The following is an 18956-nucleotide window of genomic DNA, read 5'->3' as shown; positions in this document are numbered from 1 at the left end:
CCGCTCGCGCGGGCTTTTTCATGCCTGCAGCTGGGCCCAGGCCTTGTCCAGCCGCTTGACGCTCACCGGCTGCGGCGTGCGCAGCTCCTGCGCGAAGAAGCTCACGCGCAGCTCTTCGAGCAGCCAGCGGAATTCCAGCATGCGATCGTCGACCGCGCCCTTGCGCTCGGCCACCAGCCGCCAGTAGCGCTGCTCCTGCGGCCGCAGCTCGGCCAGCTTGGCGGCGTCGCGCGCCGGGTCGGCGCGCAGCTTGTCGAGCCGCGCGGTGATCGCCTTGAGGTAGCGCGAGAAGTGCTGCAGCTGCGGCCAGGGGGTGTCGATCACGAAGCGCTTGCCCATCAGCTTCTGCAACTGCTGGGCCGCGTCGGCCGTGGCCTCGGGCTGGATCTTGGTGTCCTTGATCTTGCGCACCGCCGTCGCGTAGTCGACCAGGATCACGCCGGCCAGCCGCGCCACCTCGTTGGCGATCAGCGTCAGCCGGCCGCGGCCTTCCTCGATGCGGCGCTTGAAGGCGAATTCGTCGGTGGGCAGCGGCTCCTGCAGGAAGGCGCGGTCCAGCGCCACGTCGATGAGCTGCGCGCGCAGCTCGTCGGAGGTGCCCAGCGGCATGTAGGCCACGGCCATCTTCTGCAGCTCCGGGATGTTCTTCTCGAGGTACTTGAGCGCATCCTTGAGCTGCAGCGCGAACAGCCGGCGCAGGCCGGCGCGGTGCCTGGCGGCGGCCACGGCCGGCTCGTCGAAGACCTCGATCGTGACGCCGTCGCCGCCGTCGAGCAGCGCCGGGAAGCCGATCAGCGATTGCGCGCCGCGGCGCACCTCCATCAGTTCGGGCAGCTCGCCGAAGGTCCAGGCGGTGTAGCGCGCGCCCGCGGGCAGCGCTGGGGCGGCCGCCGGTGCCGCGGCACGCGGTGCCGTCGCCGGTGTGTTCTTTTCAGCCGATGCCGCGGGCGCGGCCCGCACGTTGAGCCCGGCCAGCGCCTGGAAGGCACCGCGCGCCTGCGCGCCGAGTTCGCCCTTGAGCGCGCCCAGGTTGCGGCCCATGCCCAGCTGGCGGCCGTGCTCGTCAACGATGCGCAGGTTCATGAACAGGTGCGGCGGCAGCATGTCGAGCTTGAAGTCGGCGCGCAGTATGTCGATGCTGGTCAGCTCGCGCACGCGGCGCAGCAGCACGTCGGTCAGCGAACCGGTGCCGAACAGCTCGGGCGCCGACAGCGCCTCGGCCAACTTGCTCGCCGACTCGGGCAGCGGCACCAGCCGCGAGCGCGGGCGCTGCGGCAGGCTCTTGAGCAGCGCCTGGATCTTGTCCTTGAGCATGCCGGTCACCAGCCACTCGCAGCGCTCCTCGCTGACCTGGTTGAGCACGAACAGCGGCACGCTCACGGTCAGGCCGTCCTTGGCGTCGCCGGGCGCATGCAGGTAGGTCGCGGCGCAATCCACCCCGCCCAGCCGCACGGTCGGCGGGAAGGACTGGGTGGTGATGCCGGCCGCCTGGTGGCGCATCAGCTCATCGCGCGTGAGGTACAGCAGGCGTGGCTGGGCGCGCGAATGCTCCTTGTACCAATGCTCGAAGGACGCGCCGCTCGCCACATCCGGCGGTAGCTGCGCGTCGTAGAAGGCGTAGATCAGCTCGTCGTCGACCAGCACGTCCTGCCGGCGCGCCTTGTGTTCCAGGCCCTCGACCTCCTTGACCAGCTTGCGGTTGGCCGCCAGGAAGGGGTACTTGGTCTCCCACTGCCCGCCGACCAGCGCTTCGCGGATGAAGATCTCGCGCGCCGCCACCGGGTCGACCTTGGTGAAGTCGACGCGCCGGCCGCTGTAGACCACCAGCCCGTAGAGCGTGGCGCGCTCCAGCGCCGTGACCTGCGCGCCCTTCTTCTCCCAGTGCGGGTCGAGCAGCTGCTTCTTGAGCAGGTGGCCGGCGATCTCCTCCAGCCACTGGGGCTCGATGTTGGCGATGCCGCGGCCGAACAGGCGCGTGGTCTCGACCAGTTCGGCCGCCACGATCCAGCGGCCCGGCTTCTTGCGCAGGTGCGCGCCCGGGTGCTTGTGGAACTTGATGCCGCGCGCGCCCAGGTAGGCCTCGTCGTCCTCCATCTTCCAGCCGACGTTGCCCAGCAGGCCGGCCAGCATCGACAGGTGCAGCGCCTCGTAGCTCGCGGGCTGGCGGTTGAGCTGCCACTTGTGCTCGCTGACCACGGTGAGCAGCTGCGAATGGATGTCGCGCCATTCGCGCAGCCGGCGGATGTTGACGAAGTTCTGCCGCAGCAGCTGCTCGTACTGGCGGTTGCTGATCTTGTGCGTGGGCAGCGCCTCGGCCACTGGCGCCGGTGCCGGTGCCGCGGCGGCCATGCGCTGGGCGATCGGCAGCACGGCCGCGCTCGCGCGCTTGCCCGGGTCGCCGTGCAGCTCGCGCCGGGTCTGGGGCGCGTTGCCGCCGCGGGCGTCGGCGATCCATTTCCAGAGCGTGAGGTAGCCGCTGAACTCGCTCTTGTCGTCGTCGAACTTGGCGTGGGCCTGGTCGGCCTGCTGCTGCGCCTCCATCGGGCGGTCGCGCACGTCCTGCACCGACAGGGCCGAGGCGATCACCAGCACCTCTTCCAGCGCGCCGCGCGAGCGTGCCTCCAGGATCATGCGGCCCACGCGCGGGTCCAGCGGCAGCCGGGCCAGTTCCTGACCGATGGCGGTGAGCTCGTTGGCATCGTCGACCGCGCCCAGCTCGTTGAGCAGCTGGTAGCCGTCGGCGATGGCGCGCGGCGCGGGCGCCTCGAGGAAGGGAAAGCGCGCCACGTCGCCCAGGTGCAGCGACTTCATGCGCAGGATCACGCCGGCCAGCGAGGAGCGCAGGATTTCCGGGTCGGTGAAGCGCGGCCGGCCCAGGAAGTCCTTTTCGTCGTAGAGCCGGATGCAGATGCCGTTGGCGACCCGGCCGCAGCGGCCGGCGCGCTGGTTGGCCGCGGCCTGGCTGATCGGCTCGACCAGCAGCTGCTCGACCTTGCTGCGGAAGGAATAACGCTTGACGCGCGCCGTGCCGGTGTCGATCACGTAGCGCGTGCCGGGCACCGTGAGCGAGGTCTCGGCCACGTTGGTGGCCAGCACCACGCGGCGGCCGGTGTGGCCCTCGAAGATGCGGTCCTGCTCGGCCGGCGAGAGCCGAGCGAACAGCGGCAGCACCTCGGCATTGCGCATCACCGGCTGGTTGGCCAGGTGGCGGCGCAGGTGGTCGGCCGCCTCGCGGATCTCGCGCTCGCCCGGCAGGAAGACCAGGATGTCGCCGCCGTTGTGCGGGTCGCGCCAGAGCTCGTCGACGCCATCGGCGATCGCGTGGTTGAGGTCGTACTCGCGCGATTCCTCGAAGGGGCGGTAGCGCTGCTCGACCGGGAAGGTCCGGCCCGACACATAGATGATCGGCGCCGGTCCGTTGCGCGACGCGAAATGCGTGGCGAAGCGGTCGGCGTCGATGGTGGCCGAGGTCACGATCACCTTGAGGTCCGGCCGGCGCGGCAGGATCTCGCGCAGGTAGCCCAGCAGGAAGTCGATGTTGAGGCTGCGTTCGTGGGCCTCGTCGATGATGATGGTGTCGTAGGCCTTGAGCAGCGGGTCGGTCTGCGTCTCGGCGAGCAGGATGCCGTCGGTCATGAGCTTGACCGAGGCGTCGCGGCTCAGCCGATCCTGGAAGCGCACCTTGAAGCCGACCACGTCGCCCAGCGGCGTCTTGAGCTCCTCGGCGATGCGCTTGGCCACCGAGCTGGCGGCGATGCGCCGCGGCTGGGTGTGACCGATCAGCTTGCCCTGCCCCGGCGGCTTGTTGAGCTTGCCGCGGCCGAGCAGCAGCGCGATCTTGGGCAGCTGCGTGGTCTTGCCCGAGCCGGTTTCGCCGCAGACGATCACCACCTGGTGGGCGGCGATGGCCTCGGCGATTTCCTCGCGTCGGGCCGAGACGGGCAGCGACTCCGGGAATTCGATCTTCAGCGTGCTTCGGGGCGGAAGGGGCGCGGGCGGGGCGGACAAGGAATCGGTGGACAAGAGAGTCAGTCAGGCACGAGGCACATCGGAGAGAATTGACGATTATCCCAGCCCGCCCCGGTTCGCGCCGTCCACCCCTTCGCCACCCTGCCAGCCACCGCCGAATGTCCACCGTCTTCAACTTCACCTTCGTTCCCTGGTTCCGCTCCGTCGCCCCGTACATCCACATGCACCGAGGCAAGACCTTCGTGGTGGGTCTCACGGGCGAGGCGATCGCCGCGGGCAAGCTGCAGAACATCGCCCAGGACCTGGCGCTGATCCAGTCGATGGGCGTCAAGGTGGTGCTGGTGCACGGCTTCCGGCCTCAGGTCAACGAGCAGCTGCGCGCCAAGGGCCACGAGGCCCGCTATTCGCACGGCCTGCGCATCACCGACGAGGTGGCGCTCGATTCGGCCCAGGAGGCCGCGGGCCAGCTGCGCTACGAGATCGAGGCCGCCTTCAGCCAGGGCCTGCCCAACACGCCGATGGCCGGCTCCACGGTGCGCATGATCTCGGGCAACTTCATCACCGCCCGGCCGGTGGGCGTGATCGACGGCGTGGACTTCAAGCATTCGGGCCTGGTGCGCAAGGTCGACAGCGCGGGCATCCTGCACACGCTGGACTTCGGCGCGATGGTGCTGATGTCGCCCTTCGGCTTCTCGCCGACCGGCGAGGCCTTCAACCTCACGATGGAAGAGGTCGCGACCAGCGTGGCGATCTCGATCCAGGCCGACAAGCTGATCTTCCTGACCGAGGTGCCGGGCATCCGCGTCGACAGCGAGCTGCCCGAGAGCGAGGACAACCCGATCGACACCGAACTGCCGCTGGACGCCGCGCGCAAGCTGCTGACCACGCTGCCGCCCGCGCAGCGCCCCACCGATACCGCCTTCTACCTGCAGCACTGCGTGAAGGCCTGCGAAGCCGGCGTCGAGCGCAGCCACATCCTGCCCTTCTCGGTCGACGGCTCGCTGCTGCTCGAGGTCTATGTGCACGACGGCATCGGCACCATGGTGGTCGACGAGAAACTGGAGTCGCTGCGCGAGGCCACGGCCGACGACATCGGCGGCATCCTGCAGCTGATCGAGCCCTTCGAGCGCGACGGCACGCTGGTCAAGCGCAGCCGCACCGAGATCGAGCGCGACATCAGCCAGTACTCGGTGATCGAGCACGACGGCGTGATCTTCGGCTGCGCGGCGCTCTATCCGTACCCGGAGTCGCGCACCGCCGAGATGGCCGCGCTCACCGTGTCGCCGCACTCGCAGTCGCAGGGCGACGGCGAACGCATCCTCAAGCGCGTCGAGCAGCGCGCCAAGGCGCTGGGCCTGGACAGCATCTTCGTGCTGACCACCCGCACCATGCACTGGTTCATCAAGCGCGGCTTCGTGCCGGTCGACCCCGACTGGCTGCCCGAGGCGCGCAAACGCAAGTACAACTGGGACCGCAAGAGCCAGGTCCTGGTCAAGAAACTCAAGTAGACGACGACGCCATGAATCCCCTGCTCGCCAAGTTGCAGCCCTACCCCTTCGAGCGGCTGCGCCAACTCTTCGCCGGCGTGGTGCCGAACGCCGAATTCAAGCCCATCAGCCTGGGCATCGGCGAACCCAAGCACCCGACGCCGGCCTTCATCCGCAGCGCGTTGAGCGAAGGCCTCGATGGCCTCGCGGCCTACCCGGCCACCGCCGGCGAGCTGAAGCTGCGCACCGCCTTCACCGGCTGGCTGCAGCGCCGCTACGACGTGGCGGTCGATCCCGCAACCCAGGTGCTGCCGGTCAACGGCTCGCGCGAGGCCTTGTTCGCGCTGGCGCAGACCGTGGTCGATCCGTCGGGCCCGCTGCCGCCCATCGTGATGTCGCCCAATCCCTTCTATCAGATCTACGAGGGCGCGGCCCTGCTCTCGGGCGCCGACACGCATTACGTGCCCAGCATCGCCGAGCGCAATTTCGCGGTCGACTGGGACGGCGTGCCCGAGGCCGTCTGGGCCCGCACCCAGCTGGTCTTCGTCTGCTCGCCGGGCAACCCCACGGGCGCGGTGATGCCGCTGGACGAATGGCGCAAGCTGTTCGCGCTGTCGGACCGCCACGGCTTCGTGATCGCCTCCGACGAGTGCTACAGCGAGATCTATTTCCGCGAGGAAGCGCCGCTGGGCGGGCTGGAAGCCGCCACGCGCCTGGGTCGCAGCGACTTCAAGAACCTGGTCATGCTGACCTCGCTGTCCAAGCGCAGCAACGTGCCCGGCCTGCGCAGCGGCTTCGTGGCCGGCGACGCGGCGCTGATCAAGTCCTTCCTGCTCTACCGCACCTACCACGGCAGCGCGATGGGCGGCGCGGTGGCCGCGGCCAGCGTCGCGGCCTGGGGCGACGAGGCGCACGTGGTGGAGAACCGCGCGCTCTACCGCGCCAAGTTCGCGGCCGTGACGCCGCTGCTGGCCGAGGTGATGGACGTGCGGCTGCCCGATGCCGGCTTCTACCTCTGGGCCGGCGTGCCCGCGGCCTGGAACGGCGACGACCAGGCCTTCGCCCGCGCGCTCTACGCTCAATACAATGTGACGGTGCTGCCGGGCAGCTTCCTCGCACGCGACGTCGGCGGCACCAGCCCCGTGAACCCGGGCCGGGGCCGCGTCCGCATGGCCCTGGTGGCCGGCACCGACGAGTGTACCGAGGCTGCCCGCCGCATCGTTGATTTCATCCAGAACCGAGCTCCTTCATGACCCAACAACTCCAGCAGACCATCGACGCCGCGTGGGAAGACCGCGCCAACCTCTCGCCTTCGCAAGCTTCGGCCGAAGTGCGCGACGCCGTCGACCATGTGATCTCCGAACTCAACAACGGCACGCTGCGCGTCGCCACCCGCGAGGCCGTGGGCCAGTGGACGGTGCACCAGTGGATCAAGAAGGCGGTGCTGCTGTCCTTCCGCCTGAAGGACAACGAACAGGTGCAGGCCGGTTCGCTGGGCTTCTACGACAAGGTGCCGACCAAGTTCTCGCACCTGTCGGCCGCCGAGCTCAAGGAAGCCGGCGTGCGCATCGTGCCGCCCGCCGTGGCACGCCGCGGCAGCTTCATCGCCAAGGGCGCGATCCTGATGCCTTCGTACGTCAACATCGGCGCCTACGTCGGTGAAGGCACCATGGTCGACACCTGGGCCACCGTGGGTTCGTGCGCGCAGATCGGCGCCAACGTGCACCTGTCGGGCGGCGTCGGCATCGGCGGCGTGCTGGAGCCGTTGCAGGCCGGCCCGACCATCATCGAGGACAACTGCTTCATCGGCGCGCGCTCCGAAGTCGTCGAAGGCGTGATCGTCGAAGAGAACTCGGTGCTGTCGATGGGCGTGTTCATCGGCCAGAGCACCCCGATCTACGACCGCGCGACCGACACCGTGAGCTATGGCCGCGTGCCGGCCGGTTCGGTGGTGGTGGCCGGCACGCTGCCCAAGCCGGGCGGCAAGTACAACACCTACGCCGCGATCATCATGAAGAAGGTCGACGCCAAGACGCGTTCGACCACCAGCCTGAACGACCTGCTGCGCGACTGATCCCGCCCCGGCCGCCGCGAGGCGGTCTTTTTTCTCCCAGAGAACGCCCCGAGGAGCGAGAGACCGATGAACACGATGGAACGCATCCTTCGCCTGATGGCGGAACGCAAGGCCTCCGACATCTATCTCTCGGCCAACTCGCCGGCGCTGATCCGGATCAACGGCAACTGCCTGCCGATCAACAGCCAGGTGCTGCCGCCCGAGGCGCCGCTGAACCTGCTGTCGGAGGTGGTGCACCAGAGCCGCATCGCCGAGCTCGAGCGCACCGGCGAGCTCAACATGGCGATCCAGCTCGAGGGCGCGGGCAACTTCCGCATCAGCGGCATGCGCCAGCGCGGCAGCTACGCGGTGGTGGTGCGGCACATCGCGCTGACCATCCCGTCCTTCGACGACCTGCACCTGCCGGACGTGCTCAAGACGCTGGTGATGGAGCGCCGCGGCCTGATCCTGATGGTCGGCGCGACCGGCGTGGGCAAGTCCACCACGCTGGCCTCGATGCTGGACCACCGCAACGAGAACGCCTCGGGCCACATCCTCACGGTCGAGGAGCCGATCGAATTCACCTTCACCAACAAGAAGTCGATGGTGAACCAGCGCGACGTCGGCAGCGACACGCAGTCGCTGCAGGTGGCGCTGAAGAACGCGCTGCGCCAGGCGCCCGACGTGATCCAGATCGGCGAGATCCGCGACCGCGAGACCATGACGGCCGCCATCGCCTATGCCCAGTCGGGCCACCTGTGCGTGGCCACGCTGCATGCCAACAACAGCTACCGCGCGCTCAACCGGATCCTGAGCTTCTACCCGGTCGAGGTGCGACCCACGCTGCTGGGCGACCTGTCGGGCGCGCTGCGCGCGATCGTGGCCCAGCGGCTGCTGCGCACGCCCAAGGGCGAGCGCTGGCCGGCGATCGAGGTCATGCTCAACACGGCGCTGATCGCCGAGATGATCGAGAAAGGCGACTTCTCCGCCGTCAAGGAGGCCATGGTCCAGTCGATGGCCGAGGGCTCCCAGACCTTCGAGGAAGACATCGCGCGGCTGATCGGCGAAGGCCGGGTCACGCGCGAGGAAGGCCTGGCCCAGGCCGACTCCCCCACCAACCTGATGTGGCGCCTGCAGAACCGCCAGGTGCCGGCGAGCAAGCGCGAGGAAGAAAAGGCGCTGATGGAGCAATCCGAGGCGCCGAGCTTCACGGACATCACGCTGGACGTGCGCCACTGAAGCAGCTGACCCACCCCCGAAGCGCCTGCGGCGCTTCCCCCTCAAGGGGGCGATATCGGTGGCCCGGCAAAGCCGGTTCCACGGTGTCATCGGCCCACCCCCGAGGCGCCTTTGGCGCCTCCCCCTCAAGGGGGCAATACCGGCGGCCCGGCAAAGCCGGTTCCGCGGTATTCCCCGACCGGGCTGCCGAGCTACGCTCATGCAGCCGCTTGAAGAAGAACTGACCTGACCATGTCCCGTACCCTGCAACTCGCCGAACAACTCATTTCCCGGCCCTCGCTGACGCCCGACGACGCGGGCTGCCAGCAGATCCTGGGCGAGCGTCTCGCGCGCCTGGGCTTCCGGCTCGAGACCATCGAAAGCGGCCCGGCCGACTTCCGCGTCACCAACCTGTGGGCTGTGCGCGCCGGCGCCGACGGCGGCCGGACGCTGGTCTTCGCAGGCCACACCGATGTGGTGCCGACCGGCCCGCTCGACGAATGGACCAGCCCGCCCTTCACGCCGACCCACCGCGGCGGCCAGCTCTATGGCCGCGGCGCCTGCGACATGAAGAGCTCGCTGGCGGCCTTCGTGGTCGCCATCGAGGAATTCCTCGCCGCGCGGCCCGATCCGCAACTCACGCTGGCGCTGCTGCTCACCAGCGACGAGGAAGGCCCCTCGGTCGACGGCACCGTGGTGGTCTGCCACACGCTGGCCGCGCGCGGCGAGACGATCGACTACTGCATCGTCGGCGAGCCGACCTCGGTCGAGCGCTGCGGTGACATGATCAAGAACGGCCGCCGCGGCTCGATGAGCGGGCGGCTGACGGTGAACGGCATTCAGGGCCACATCGCCTACCCGCACCTGGCGCGCAACCCGGTCCACGCCTTCGCGCCGGCGCTGGCCGAACTGGTGGCGATCAACGCCGCGGGCGGCTGGGACCCTGGCAATGCCTTCTTCCAGCCGACCAGCTGGCAGATCAGCAACATCCACGCGGGCACCGGCGCCAACAACGTGATCCCGGGCGCGGTGGTGATCGACTTCAACTTCCGCTTCTCGACCGAATCCACGCCCGAGTCGCTGCAGCAGCGCGTGCAGGCGGTGCTCGACACGCACGGCGTCGACCACACGCTGGCCTGGACCGTGGGCGGCCTGCCCTTCCTCACGCCGCCGGCCGAACTGGTCGAAGCGGTGCAGCAGGCCATCCACGACGAGACGGGCATCGTGACCGAGCTCTCGACCAGCGGCGGCACCAGCGACGCGCGCTTCATCGCGCGCATCTGCAAGCAGGTGATCGAGTTCGGCCCGGTCAACGCCAGCATCCACAAGATCGACGAGCATGTGGCGGTCGATGCCATCGAGACCATGAAGAACGTCTACCGCCGCACCATCGAGCGGCTGGAACAGATCGAAGCCGGGAGCGCCGCATGAGCACCGTGATCGCGCTGATCGAGGCTGCGGCCGAGCGCCTCGACGCGGCCGGCGTGGCCTTCGGCCATGGCACGGCCAACGCCTTCGACGAAGCCGCCTGGCTGGTGCTGTGGCAGCTGCGGCAGCCCATCGACGACCTCGACGCCGTGGCCGACCGGCCGGTGTCGCCGGCCGAGCAGGCCCAGGTCGAGGCGCTGATCGAGACCCGCATCCGCACCCGCCAGCCCGCCGCCTACCTGACCAAGGAAGCCTGGCTGCAGGGCGTGCCCTTCTACGTCGACGAGCGCGCCATCGTGCCGCGCAGCTTCATCGCCGAGCTGCTGATCGACGGCGGCATCGACTACTGGCTGGGTCCGCACACGCAGCAGGTGCTCGACCTGTGCACCGGCAACGGCAGCCTGGCCGTGCTCGCCGCCATGACCTATCCGGAGGTGACGGTGACCGCCTCGGACATCTCCGCGACGGCGCTCGAAGTGGCCGCGATCAACGTCACGCGCCACGCACTCGACAGCCGGATCACGCTGGTCGCCTCGGACGGCCTGGCTGCCCTGCCCGGCCCCTGGGACCTGATCCTGTGCAACCCGCCCTACGTCAATGCACAGAGCATGGCGGCGCTGCCGCCCGAATACCAGGCCGAGCCCGCGCTGGCGCTGTCGGGCAATGCGGCCGGCGGCACCGACGGCATGGACTTCATCCGCGGCCTGCTGGCCGACGCGCCATCGCGCATGAGCGCACAGGCCGTGCTGGTGCTGGAGATCGGCAACGAGCGCGCCTACTTCGAGGCGGCCTTCCCACGGCTGGAGGCGGTCTGGCTCGACACCTCGGCCGGCGAGGACCAGGTGCTGCTGCTCACGCGCGACGCCATCGTGCGCGGCCTTCACTAGGCGCCGCGGCCATGGACGTGCTGCTCGACGTCCGGGTGCCGCGCACGCTGCAGGCCTGGGTGCGCGAGCTGAGCGGCAGCCCGGCCGGCACCGTGGTCGAAGGCTGGCTCTTCGAGGGTACCCGCGCCCGCCGCCGTGCCGAGGCGCAGCTGGCGGCGCGGGGCATCGAGGCCCGCCTGTACAGCGCCTACAAGCCGCTGGTGCATCATTTTCTCGAAGCGGTGGACCGGAAGGCGCTGGCGCGGGTCACGGTGCATTGCCCGGTGCACCCGGGCGCTTCGCCGCGCCGTTTCCTGCTCGAGGCCTATCCGTTGGCCGAGATGCTCGGCGGCGCCGAACTGCAGCTGCTGTCGCTGCCGGAATCCGACGGAATGCCCTGCTACCGCATCGACCTGCGCTGGCGCGACGGCCGCGAGCGCAGCGACACCGTGCCCGCGCCCAACCGCGTCCACGCCGATTTCCTGGACCGCCCCATGCTCTCGCCGACCGCCTGGCTGCGCGTCCGGCGCCCCGGCGAGGCGATGGCCGAAGGCCGCCGCGAGTCCGAGCACGAGGCCATCTTCCGCCAGGCACTGGCCCTGGTGCACGCCCACCCCTGGCCCGCGACCGAGCCGTATTTCGAGCGGCTCGAACTCCGTGTCGACATGCCCGGCATCGCGCACGCGCCGGTGGCGGAGAGTGGCTGGATGAACACCCGCGAGGCGATGCACGAGGACCTGTACTTCTCGCTGCTCGAGTTCTTCCAGCACCGCAGCGGCCGGCCCGCGGGCGACCGCCGGCTGCGTCCGGGCCAGATCGTGCCGGACGTGCGCGCCGGGCGCGGCGCCGCACGCCTGCGCATCGCGACCGTGGCGTACCCTCCCCTGGCGCCGGATGGCGTCGCGACCGATGCGCTGCCGCTGGAACACACGCCGTCGCCGCTGGCGCCGGCGCGCATCGCGGCCGAGCTGGCGCGCATCCCCGGCCAGCGCTTCGAGGTGACCAGCCGCGAAGGCCGAGCGGTCCGCGGTGTCTACCATCCAGGCAAGGGACCGGCCGTGCTGATCTCCGGCGCGCAGCATGCCAACGAGACCTCGGGCGTGGTGGGCGCCCTGCGCGCCGCGCGGCAGCTGGTCGCGCAGCAGGCCCATTTCGCGCTGATCCCGCTGGAGAACCCCGACGGTTATGCGCTGCACCGCGCGCTCTGCGCACAGGCGCCGCGCCACATGCACCATGCGGCGCGCTACACCGCGCTGGGCGACGACCTGGAGTACCGCGATGCCCCACCCTGGTTCGAACGCGCGGCGCGCGAGCAGGGCCTGGCGATGTCGGGCGCGCAGCTGCACCTGAACCTGCACGGCTATCCGGCGCACGAATGGACGCGGCCCTTCAGCGGCTACATCCCGCGCGGCTTCGAGGCCTGGATGCTGCCCAAGGGCTTCTTCCTGATCCTGCGCCACCACCCGGGCTGGGGCGATCGGGCCCGGCGGCTGGCCGAGCATGTCTGCCTGCGCCTGGCCGAGCGGCCGGTGCTCCGGGATTTCAACGCGAAACAGCTCGCCAGTTACAATGCACATGCCGGCGATCTACCGTTCGAGCTCATCCACGGCACAGCCTGCATGATCAGCGAAGTGCATCGACCGGGCCCCGCCCTGACGTTGATTTCGGAATTCCCCGACGAGACGATCCACGGCGCTCCCTTCATCCTTGCCCACGACACCCAGACCGCGATGGTTCTGGCCGCCGTCGAAGCCCTGGGCCTCATTTCGCCGATTCCATGATCTCGCTGAAGAACGTCATCCTGCGCCGCAGCGCCAAAGTGCTCCTGAACGGCGCCACCGTCACCCTCAACCCGGGGGAGCGGGTCGGCCTGGTCGGGCGCAACGGCGCGGGCAAATCCACGCTGTTCGCCCTGTTCAACGGCACGCTGCACGAGGACGGCGGCGATTTCTACCTGCCCAAGCAGTGGCGCATGGCGCAGGTCGCGCAGGACATGCCGGAAACCGAGGAATCGGCCAGCGACTTCGTGGTCGGCGGCGACACCCGGCTGGTCGAGCTGCGCGAGGCCCTGGCCAAGGTCGAGGAAGCCTATGCGGCCAACCCCGACGATGCCGACATCGGCATGGCGCTGGCCCATGCCTACACCGACCTGGCCGATGCCGGCGAGCACGATGCCGCGCCGCGCGCGCAGGCGCTGATCCTGGGCCTGGGCTTCAAGACCCACGAGCTCGACCAGCCGGTCAACAGCTTCTCGGGCGGCTGGCGCATGCGCCTGCAGTTGGCGCGCGCGCTGATGTGCCCGAGCGACCTGTTGCTGCTCGACGAACCCACCAACCACTTGGACCTGGACGCGCTGGTCTGGCTCGAAGCCTGGCTGCAGAAGTACGCCGGCACCATGATCGTGATCAGCCATGACCGCGAATTCCTCGACGCCGTGACCACCGTCACCCTGCACATCGCCAATGCGCAGCTCACGCGCTACGGCGGCAACTACAGCAAGTTCGAGGAAATGCGCGCGCTGCACATGGAGCAGCAGCAGGCCGCCTTCGGCAAGCAGCAGGAAAAGATCGCCCACCTGCAGAAGTTCATCGACCGCTTCAAGGCCAAGGCCAGCAAGGCCAAGCAGGCGCAGAGCCGGGTCAAGGCGCTGGAGCGCATGGAGAAGGTCGCGCCGCTGCTGGCCGAAGCCGATTTCACCTTCGAGTTCAAGGAGCCGGGCAACATCCCCAACCCGATGCTCTCGATCAGCCATGCCGACTTCGGCTACATGGTGGACGGCCAGCCCAAGACCATCCTGACCCACGTCAGCAAGTCGGTGCAGGCCGGCCAGCGCATCGGCATCCTGGGCGCCAACGGCCAGGGCAAGTCGACGCTGGTCAAGACCATCGCGCGCGAAATGGGCGCGCTGGCCGGCGAAGTCACCGAGGGCAAGGGCCTGAACATCGGCTACTTCGCCCAGCAGGAACTCGACGTGCTGCGCCCGCAGGACAACCCGCTCGAGCACATGGTGCGCATGGCGCGCGAACTGGGCGCGGCCGTCAAGGAACCCACGGGCGAACAGGCGCTGCGCGGCTTCCTGGGCAGCTTCAACTTCACCGGGGACATGGTCAAGCAGCCGGTCGGCACCATGAGCGGCGGCGAAAAGGCCCGGCTGGTGCTCGCGATGATGGTCTGGCAGCGCCCCAACCTGCTGCTGCTGGACGAGCCCACCAACCACCTGGACCTGGCCACGCGCGAGGCTCTGGCGGTGGCGCTCAACGAATTCGAAGGCACGCTGATGCTGGTGAGCCACGACCGTGCGCTGCTGCGTTCGGTCTGCGACGAGTTCTGGATGGTCGGCCGCGGCGCGGTCACCGATTTCGACGGCGACCTCGACGACTACCAGCGCTACCTGCTCGACGAAGCCAAGCGCCAGCGCGAGGAAGCCAAGGAGGCGGTGCGCAACAAGGCGGCCGCGCCCGCGCCTCAGCCCGCCGCGGCACCCGTGGCAGCGCCGGCGGAGTCGCGCAAGCAGGACGCGCAGGGCCGCCAGCAGCGCAACGACCAGGCCAAGCCGCTCAAGCGCGAGCTGGGCCAGATCGACGAGCGGCTGGCCGCGGCCGGCAAGGACAAGGACGCGATCGAGGCCCGGCTGACGCAGTCGCTGCCGGCCGCGGAGATCGCGGAAGCGGGCAAGCGCCTGAAGGCGCTGAACGACGAAATCGAGCAACTCGAGGAGCGCTGGCTGGCGCTGTCCGGTCAGCTGGAAGCCCTCGCCGCCTGAAAGGAATGCCGGCATGCCTAATGCGATCGAATTGGCCCAGGGTGATCCGGCGCTGATCGCCGCAGTCCAGCGCAGCCGGAAATTGATCGCGCGCAAGGCGCTGCTGTCGGCGGCGGCCAGCGCCGTGCCTTTGCCGGGCGTCGATTGGGCCGCCGACGCGGCCCTGCTGTCGCGGCTGGTGCCGCAGATCAGCGCCGAATTCGGTCTGTCCGTGACGCAGATCGAGAAGCTGGCACCCGAGCGGCGGGAACGCATCCAGAAGGCCGCCACGACGGTCGGCGCGCTGCTGGTGGGCCGGCTGATCACGCGCGACCTGCTGATGAGCCTGGCCAAGCATGCGGGTGTGCGCCTGACGACCAAGCAGGCCACCAAGTACGTGCCGATGTCCGGCCAGATGGTCTCGGCGGCCCTGGGCTACGCGGCGCTGCGCGCCCTGGGCGAACAACATATCAAGGATTGCGTAAAAGTTGCGCGCTCGGTGCAAATGGTGCTACCGGCCCCGGCGCAATCCGCTGCATTAAATGAGAACCAAAGACCTCAATTTCTAAAAAGACTGCGGTTTTTCAAAGAAAAATGAGAAGCCAATGCGTTCTTTTCCTCGTCAAATTTGAGTTCATTGCCTGATCTCGCCTGAACCTTCATTGCAGGCGTGCTAACCTAAGTTGTTGCTTGAATTCGCGCTGCGATTTCAGGACTGTAGACCCAGGGGAAACGCGTCCATGGTGGAGGAAGCGAATGAACAATTCAGACCTGGCCGCCTCGATTGAGCGGCTGATGGCAAAAGTCGACTACTACTTGCATTGCGAGTTGGACGACGAGTACGAGCATGACCAGCCGCAATCCGCCCGCGTGCAGCTGGAGGCCGCGCTGCGGCACGAACTGCTTCGTGCGAGCGCCATCGGCGTGGTGAGCTCGATCACCGCGAACAGCCGCGTGCTGTCCGGCCGCGACGACCTGATCGCCTGACGGCCGCGCGACACCCTCCCCGCCGGCCACCATGCCCGTGTCCTCTGCCTTCTGACACGACCGCGCCATGGACCCCTCCCGCGTCGCCCCTTTGCATAGACATGGGATGGCGCGCAGCGCGGATCCCCGCTTGAATTCAAGCTTTGCGGGTTGGGCGTTGCAAGGTCATATCGCGATGGCTCCAGCACCTCACGATACGATGATGCCGGCGCAGGGCGCGGCACCGTAGCGCATCACGGCGTTCGAAGGATCCTATGCGGTTTGTGGTTTTCATGGATATCAACCGGCTCTGGTATTGGGAGCTTCGGGCCACCTCCGGCGAGGTGATCGCGAAATGCCCGACCGGCTTTCCGGACAAGAACGCGGCGCTGCAGAGCATCGACGCCGTGCGCGCCAAGGCGTCCCGGTCCGCCGTGTTCGATCCTTTGGGAAGCAGCGTCGAACGCTGACACGTGCCGGCGCAACGCCCAGCGCCCGGCCCTCTTCTCGCCCGACGACCGGGCCTCGCATACGAAGGAACTGGCGACGACCTCGTATGCCCCCGCCGGCTCTGCATGGCCGGTTCCCTTGCTCCCGGTCCTAAGGCCTCTTTCATGACGCCCTTTTCAGCGCCCGTGCGGCGCGATGCACGCGTGCGCACTTCTCCGGCGCATGAATCAATTGCAGCCATTGGATGTTGAGCGTGTCCATGCCCACGCGACCCGAGCCTCCGGCGTCCAGGATCGGGTAATTGACAAAATAGGCCAATGTTGTAAGGTTTGACGCTTCTGCCGACCGCAAGCGCATCATCCATGACCATCGCCTCCCTTCCCCGCACCGGCGCCGACCGGCGCGAGTCCATCCTGGAGGCGGCGATCGGCGTCTTCCTGCGCTACGGCTACCGAAAGACGTCCATGGACGACCTCGCGCGCGCCGCGGGCATTTCCCGCCAGGGCCTCTACCTGCACTTCGCCTCGAAGGACGAGCTCTTCAGGGAGGCCTCCACCTGGCTGTCGCAGCGCAGCCTCGATGCGATGCGGGCCGCGCTGGCGCGCGAGGAGCTGCCGATCGAAGAGCGCCTGACCGGCGCCTTCGCGGCGCTGCATGCCCAGAACGACGGCTCGCAGATGTCGCTGGAGCACATGAGCGAGATCGTCGAGACCGCACGGCAGCTCATCGGGCCGGTGCTGGAGGCCTTCGACCAGACGGTGCTCAAGGAACTGACGCGGGCCATCCAGTCGAGCGGGGCCGAGGTCCCGTGGTATGGCGCCGGCCTGACGGCCAAGTCGCTCGCGCAGCACCTGCTCGCGGCTTCGCACGGCCTCAAGCAGCAGGCCCGCACGCCGGCCGAGTACCAGGCCAGCATCCGCCTCGCCGTGCGCCTGACCTGCGGCAGCCAGGGCGCCACATCGCGGCGTGCCACCGGCCCGTGAACGTCGAACCATGAAGCGCTCTTCCCGCCACCTTCTCTTGACCGGAGTCCTCGCCATGTCCACCTTCGCACTGTGCGCCTGCAGCGCCGGCCCCGCAGCCCATCCCGAGTCGCCGCAGCAGCGCGACGGCCGCTTCCACAACGTCGTGCCGCGTGTGCAACCGGGCTTTTTGAAGACGGTCGCGCTCGGCTGGGAATTCCTGACCCACAAGACCGATGCGAGCGTGCCCAGCCTGCCGATTCCGGTTCTGCCGCTGACGACCGAAGCCCTCCTCGCCGCGCCGGACGGCAGCCTGTACCGCCTGGGCCACTCGACCCTGCTGCTCAAGCTCGAGGGCGCGTTCTGGCTCACCGACCCGGTCTTCTCCGAGCGCGCCTCACCGGTGCAGTGGGCCGGCCCGAAGCGCTTCCATGCGCCGCCGATCGACATCGAGGCGCTGCCGCCGATCAAGGGCGTGATCCTGTCGCACGACCATTTCGATCACCTGGACCATGCCGCCATCCTGCGGCTGGCGCCCAAGGTCGAGGTGTTCGTCGCGCCGCTGGGCGTGGGCGATCGCCTGATCGCCTGGGGCGTCGACCCGGCGCGGGTGCTGCAGCTCGACTGGTGGGGCGAGACGAAAGTCGGAAGCGTCCGGCTGGCGGCCGTGCCCGCCCAGCACTTCTCCGGCCGCGGCCTGCGCGACGGCGACCGCACGCTGTGGGCCTCGTGGGTGATCATTACCGACAGCCTGCGCCTCTTCTTCAGCGGCGACACCGGCTACCACGCCGACTTCAAGACCATCGGCGAGCGCTACGGCCCCTTCGACCTGACGATGATCGAGACCGGCGCCTACGACCGGCAGTGGGCCGACATCCACATGCAGCCCGAAGAGACGCTGCAGGCCCACCTGGACCTCAAAGGCCGCTGGCTGCTGCCGGTGCACAACGGCACCTTCGACCTGGCGCTGCACCCCTGGGACGAGCCCTTCGAGCGCATCCATGCGCTGGCGCGGGCCCGTGGCGTGAAGCTTGCGACGCCGGTGATGGGCGAGCGGCTGTCGCTGAGCGACCCGCATGCGGGGGCGGCGTGGTGGGTGCGCGCCCGGGACTAGCTACACCAGGGACAGCACCTGCGCCAGCGGACGCCGCGGCTTCTGCGGCCAGTTCTCCGAAGTGGCGTGTCCCACGGCCACCAGCACGACCGGGATCTCGTCGGCCGCCAGGTCGAATGCACGCGCCACGGCCTCGGCATCGAAGCCGATCATGGGCGCGGAGCCCAGGCCCAGCGCCTGTGCCGCGTGGATCAGCGTGCCGGCGCCGAAGGTCGCGCTGCGGATCGCTTCGTCGCGCTGGCGCTGCGGCTGCTCGAAGTAGAGGCTCTTCGCCGCGCCCTCCCAGCCCGGCACCATGGCCGCAGGCATGAAGCCGGCTTCCACCGAAGGCGCCAGGCGCTCGGGCATCACGCGGTGGTCGGCCAGCTGACCGCACACGATGAAGGTGACCGCCGCGTCCGTGACCTTGGTCTGGTCCCAGGCCTGCGCGCGCAGCCGCGCCTTGGCCTCGGCCGTGCGCACGGCGATGAAGCGCCAGTTCTGCAGGTTGAAGGCGGTCGGTGCCGTCGTGGCGAGGCGGATCAACTCCTGGATCTGCGCGTCGTCGAGTTGGCGCGACGGATCGAACAGGTTGGTGGTGCGGCGCGCCTCGATGGCGCCGATGACGGGATGGCTCATGGGAAGTCCTTGATAGAAAACTGAGGATGGCGGCCCTGCCGCGGATCGCGGCGGCGGGCCTGAGCGGGATCGGGAAACGCGGG

At 69.0% G+C, this 18956-nt stretch carries 15 protein-coding genes; 13 read left to right on the top strand and 2 right to left on the bottom strand.

Annotated elements, in window-relative coordinates; translation table 11 throughout:
- Window positions 1-18 precede the first annotated feature (18 nt).
- Window positions 19-4023, bottom strand: coding sequence for an ATP-dependent RNA helicase HrpA (gene hrpA / locus A9977_RS21525; protein WP_405054697.1), 4005 nt, complete (start codon window positions 4021-4023; stop codon window positions 19-21).
- 104 nt (window positions 4024-4127) lie between these two features.
- On the opposite strand from hrpA, the gene argA reads away from it, so the two are divergent.
- From argA to A9977_RS21460, 13 genes are all read left to right on the top strand, one after another.
- Entirely contained in the window at window positions 4128-5477 is a 1350-nt protein-coding gene (gene argA, locus A9977_RS21520) for an amino-acid N-acetyltransferase (protein ID WP_183026924.1), read from the top strand.
- An 11-nt stretch (window positions 5478-5488) separates the two neighbouring features.
- Complete coding sequence (gene dapC, locus A9977_RS21515) at window positions 5489-6709, top strand: succinyldiaminopimelate transaminase (RefSeq protein WP_183026923.1); 1221 nt, start codon at window positions 5489-5491, stop codon at window positions 6707-6709.
- Window positions 6706-7530, top strand: a complete 825-nt coding sequence (gene dapD, locus A9977_RS21510) for a 2,3,4,5-tetrahydropyridine-2,6-dicarboxylate N-succinyltransferase (RefSeq protein ID WP_183026922.1) — start codon at window positions 6706-6708, stop codon at window positions 7528-7530. The genes dapC and dapD overlap by 4 nt, the downstream gene beginning before the upstream one ends.
- Window positions 7531-7596: 66 nt before the next feature.
- The gene (locus A9977_RS21505; protein ID WP_183026921.1) at window positions 7597-8748 is read left to right on the top strand and encodes a PilT/PilU family type 4a pilus ATPase; all 1152 of its coding nucleotides are present in this window, start codon (window positions 7597-7599) and stop codon (window positions 8746-8748) included.
- 231 nt (window positions 8749-8979) lie between these two features.
- Window positions 8980-10158, top strand: coding sequence for a succinyl-diaminopimelate desuccinylase (dapE, locus tag A9977_RS21500; RefSeq protein ID WP_183026920.1), 1179 nt, complete (start codon window positions 8980-8982; stop codon window positions 10156-10158).
- Window positions 10155-11042 carry a 50S ribosomal protein L3 N(5)-glutamine methyltransferase gene (gene prmB / locus A9977_RS21495; protein WP_183026919.1) on the top strand — a complete coding sequence of 296 codons (888 nt, stop codon included), beginning with the start codon at window positions 10155-10157 and terminating at the stop codon, window positions 11040-11042. The genes dapE and prmB overlap by 4 nt, the downstream gene beginning before the upstream one ends.
- An 11-nt stretch (window positions 11043-11053) precedes the next feature.
- The gene (locus tag A9977_RS21490) at window positions 11054-12802 is read left to right on the top strand and encodes a M14 family zinc carboxypeptidase (protein WP_183026918.1); all 1749 of its coding nucleotides are present in this window, start codon (window positions 11054-11056) and stop codon (window positions 12800-12802) included.
- Window positions 12799-14784 carry an ABC-F family ATP-binding cassette domain-containing protein gene (locus tag A9977_RS21485; RefSeq protein ID WP_183026917.1) on the top strand — a complete coding sequence of 662 codons (1986 nt, stop codon included), beginning with the start codon at window positions 12799-12801 and terminating at the stop codon, window positions 14782-14784. The genes A9977_RS21490 and A9977_RS21485 overlap by 4 nt, the downstream gene beginning before the upstream one ends.
- Before the next feature lie 13 nt (window positions 14785-14797).
- Window positions 14798-15361: a hypothetical protein gene (locus A9977_RS21480; protein WP_183026916.1), complete on the top strand. Its 564-nt coding sequence runs from the start codon at window positions 14798-14800 to the stop codon at window positions 15359-15361.
- 158 nt (window positions 15362-15519) lie between these two features.
- Window positions 15520-15750: a hypothetical protein gene (locus tag A9977_RS21475; protein WP_183026915.1), complete on the top strand. Its 231-nt coding sequence runs from the start codon at window positions 15520-15522 to the stop codon at window positions 15748-15750.
- A 254-nt stretch (window positions 15751-16004) separates the two neighbouring features.
- Window positions 16005-16199 carry a YegP family protein gene (locus tag A9977_RS21470; RefSeq protein ID WP_183026914.1) on the top strand — a complete coding sequence of 65 codons (195 nt, stop codon included), beginning with the start codon at window positions 16005-16007 and terminating at the stop codon, window positions 16197-16199.
- A 342-nt stretch (window positions 16200-16541) separates the two neighbouring features.
- A complete protein-coding gene (locus A9977_RS21465; protein WP_183026913.1) occupies window positions 16542-17162 on the top strand; it encodes a TetR/AcrR family transcriptional regulator in 621 nt (206 codons plus the stop codon).
- A gap of 55 nt (window positions 17163-17217) precedes the next feature.
- The gene (locus A9977_RS21460) at window positions 17218-18255 is read left to right on the top strand and encodes an MBL fold metallo-hydrolase (protein ID WP_259652081.1); all 1038 of its coding nucleotides are present in this window, start codon (window positions 17218-17220) and stop codon (window positions 18253-18255) included.
- Here the strand turns inward: A9977_RS21460 and A9977_RS21455 are convergent, their stop codons facing one another.
- Entirely contained in the window at window positions 18256-18873 is a 618-nt protein-coding gene (locus tag A9977_RS21455; RefSeq protein WP_183026911.1) for a nitroreductase family protein, read from the bottom strand. It abuts the gene before it with no gap.
- Window positions 18874-18956: the final 83 nt, after the last annotated feature.

Origin of the sequence: Variovorax sp. UMC13 (assembly GCF_014170375.1) — a bacterium.
Classification (GTDB): Bacteria; Pseudomonadota; Gammaproteobacteria; order Burkholderiales; family Burkholderiaceae_C; genus Variovorax.
This window is presented reverse-complemented; position numbering and strand designations above follow the sequence as displayed.

Coding starts and splice junctions, on each gene's coding strand:
- A9977_RS21485 (WP_183026917.1), top strand. CDS start 12,799: ATGATCTCGCTGAAGAACGTCATCCTGCGCCGCAGCGCCAAAGTGCTC.
- A9977_RS21475 (WP_183026915.1), top strand. CDS start 15,520: ATGAACAATTCAGACCTGGCCGCCTCGATTGAGCGGCTGATGGCAAAA.
- dapE (WP_183026920.1), top strand. CDS start 8,980: ATGTCCCGTACCCTGCAACTCGCCGAACAACTCATTTCCCGGCCCTCG.
- A9977_RS21470 (WP_183026914.1), top strand. CDS start 16,005: ATGCGGTTTGTGGTTTTCATGGATATCAACCGGCTCTGGTATTGGGAG.
- dapC (WP_183026923.1), top strand. CDS start 5,489: ATGAATCCCCTGCTCGCCAAGTTGCAGCCCTACCCCTTCGAGCGGCTG.
- A9977_RS21480 (WP_183026916.1), top strand. CDS start 14,798: ATGCCTAATGCGATCGAATTGGCCCAGGGTGATCCGGCGCTGATCGCC.
- A9977_RS21465 (WP_183026913.1), top strand. CDS start 16,542: ATGACCATCGCCTCCCTTCCCCGCACCGGCGCCGACCGGCGCGAGTCC.
- A9977_RS21460 (WP_259652081.1), top strand. CDS start 17,218: ATGTCCACCTTCGCACTGTGCGCCTGCAGCGCCGGCCCCGCAGCCCAT.
- A9977_RS21490 (WP_183026918.1), top strand. CDS start 11,054: ATGGACGTGCTGCTCGACGTCCGGGTGCCGCGCACGCTGCAGGCCTGG.
- prmB (WP_183026919.1), top strand. CDS start 10,155: ATGAGCACCGTGATCGCGCTGATCGAGGCTGCGGCCGAGCGCCTCGAC.
- A9977_RS21455 (WP_183026911.1), bottom strand. CDS start 18,873: ATGAGCCATCCCGTCATCGGCGCCATCGAGGCGCGCCGCACCACCAAC.
- A9977_RS21505 (WP_183026921.1), top strand. CDS start 7,597: ATGAACACGATGGAACGCATCCTTCGCCTGATGGCGGAACGCAAGGCC.
- dapD (WP_183026922.1), top strand. CDS start 6,706: ATGACCCAACAACTCCAGCAGACCATCGACGCCGCGTGGGAAGACCGC.
- argA (WP_183026924.1), top strand. CDS start 4,128: ATGTCCACCGTCTTCAACTTCACCTTCGTTCCCTGGTTCCGCTCCGTC.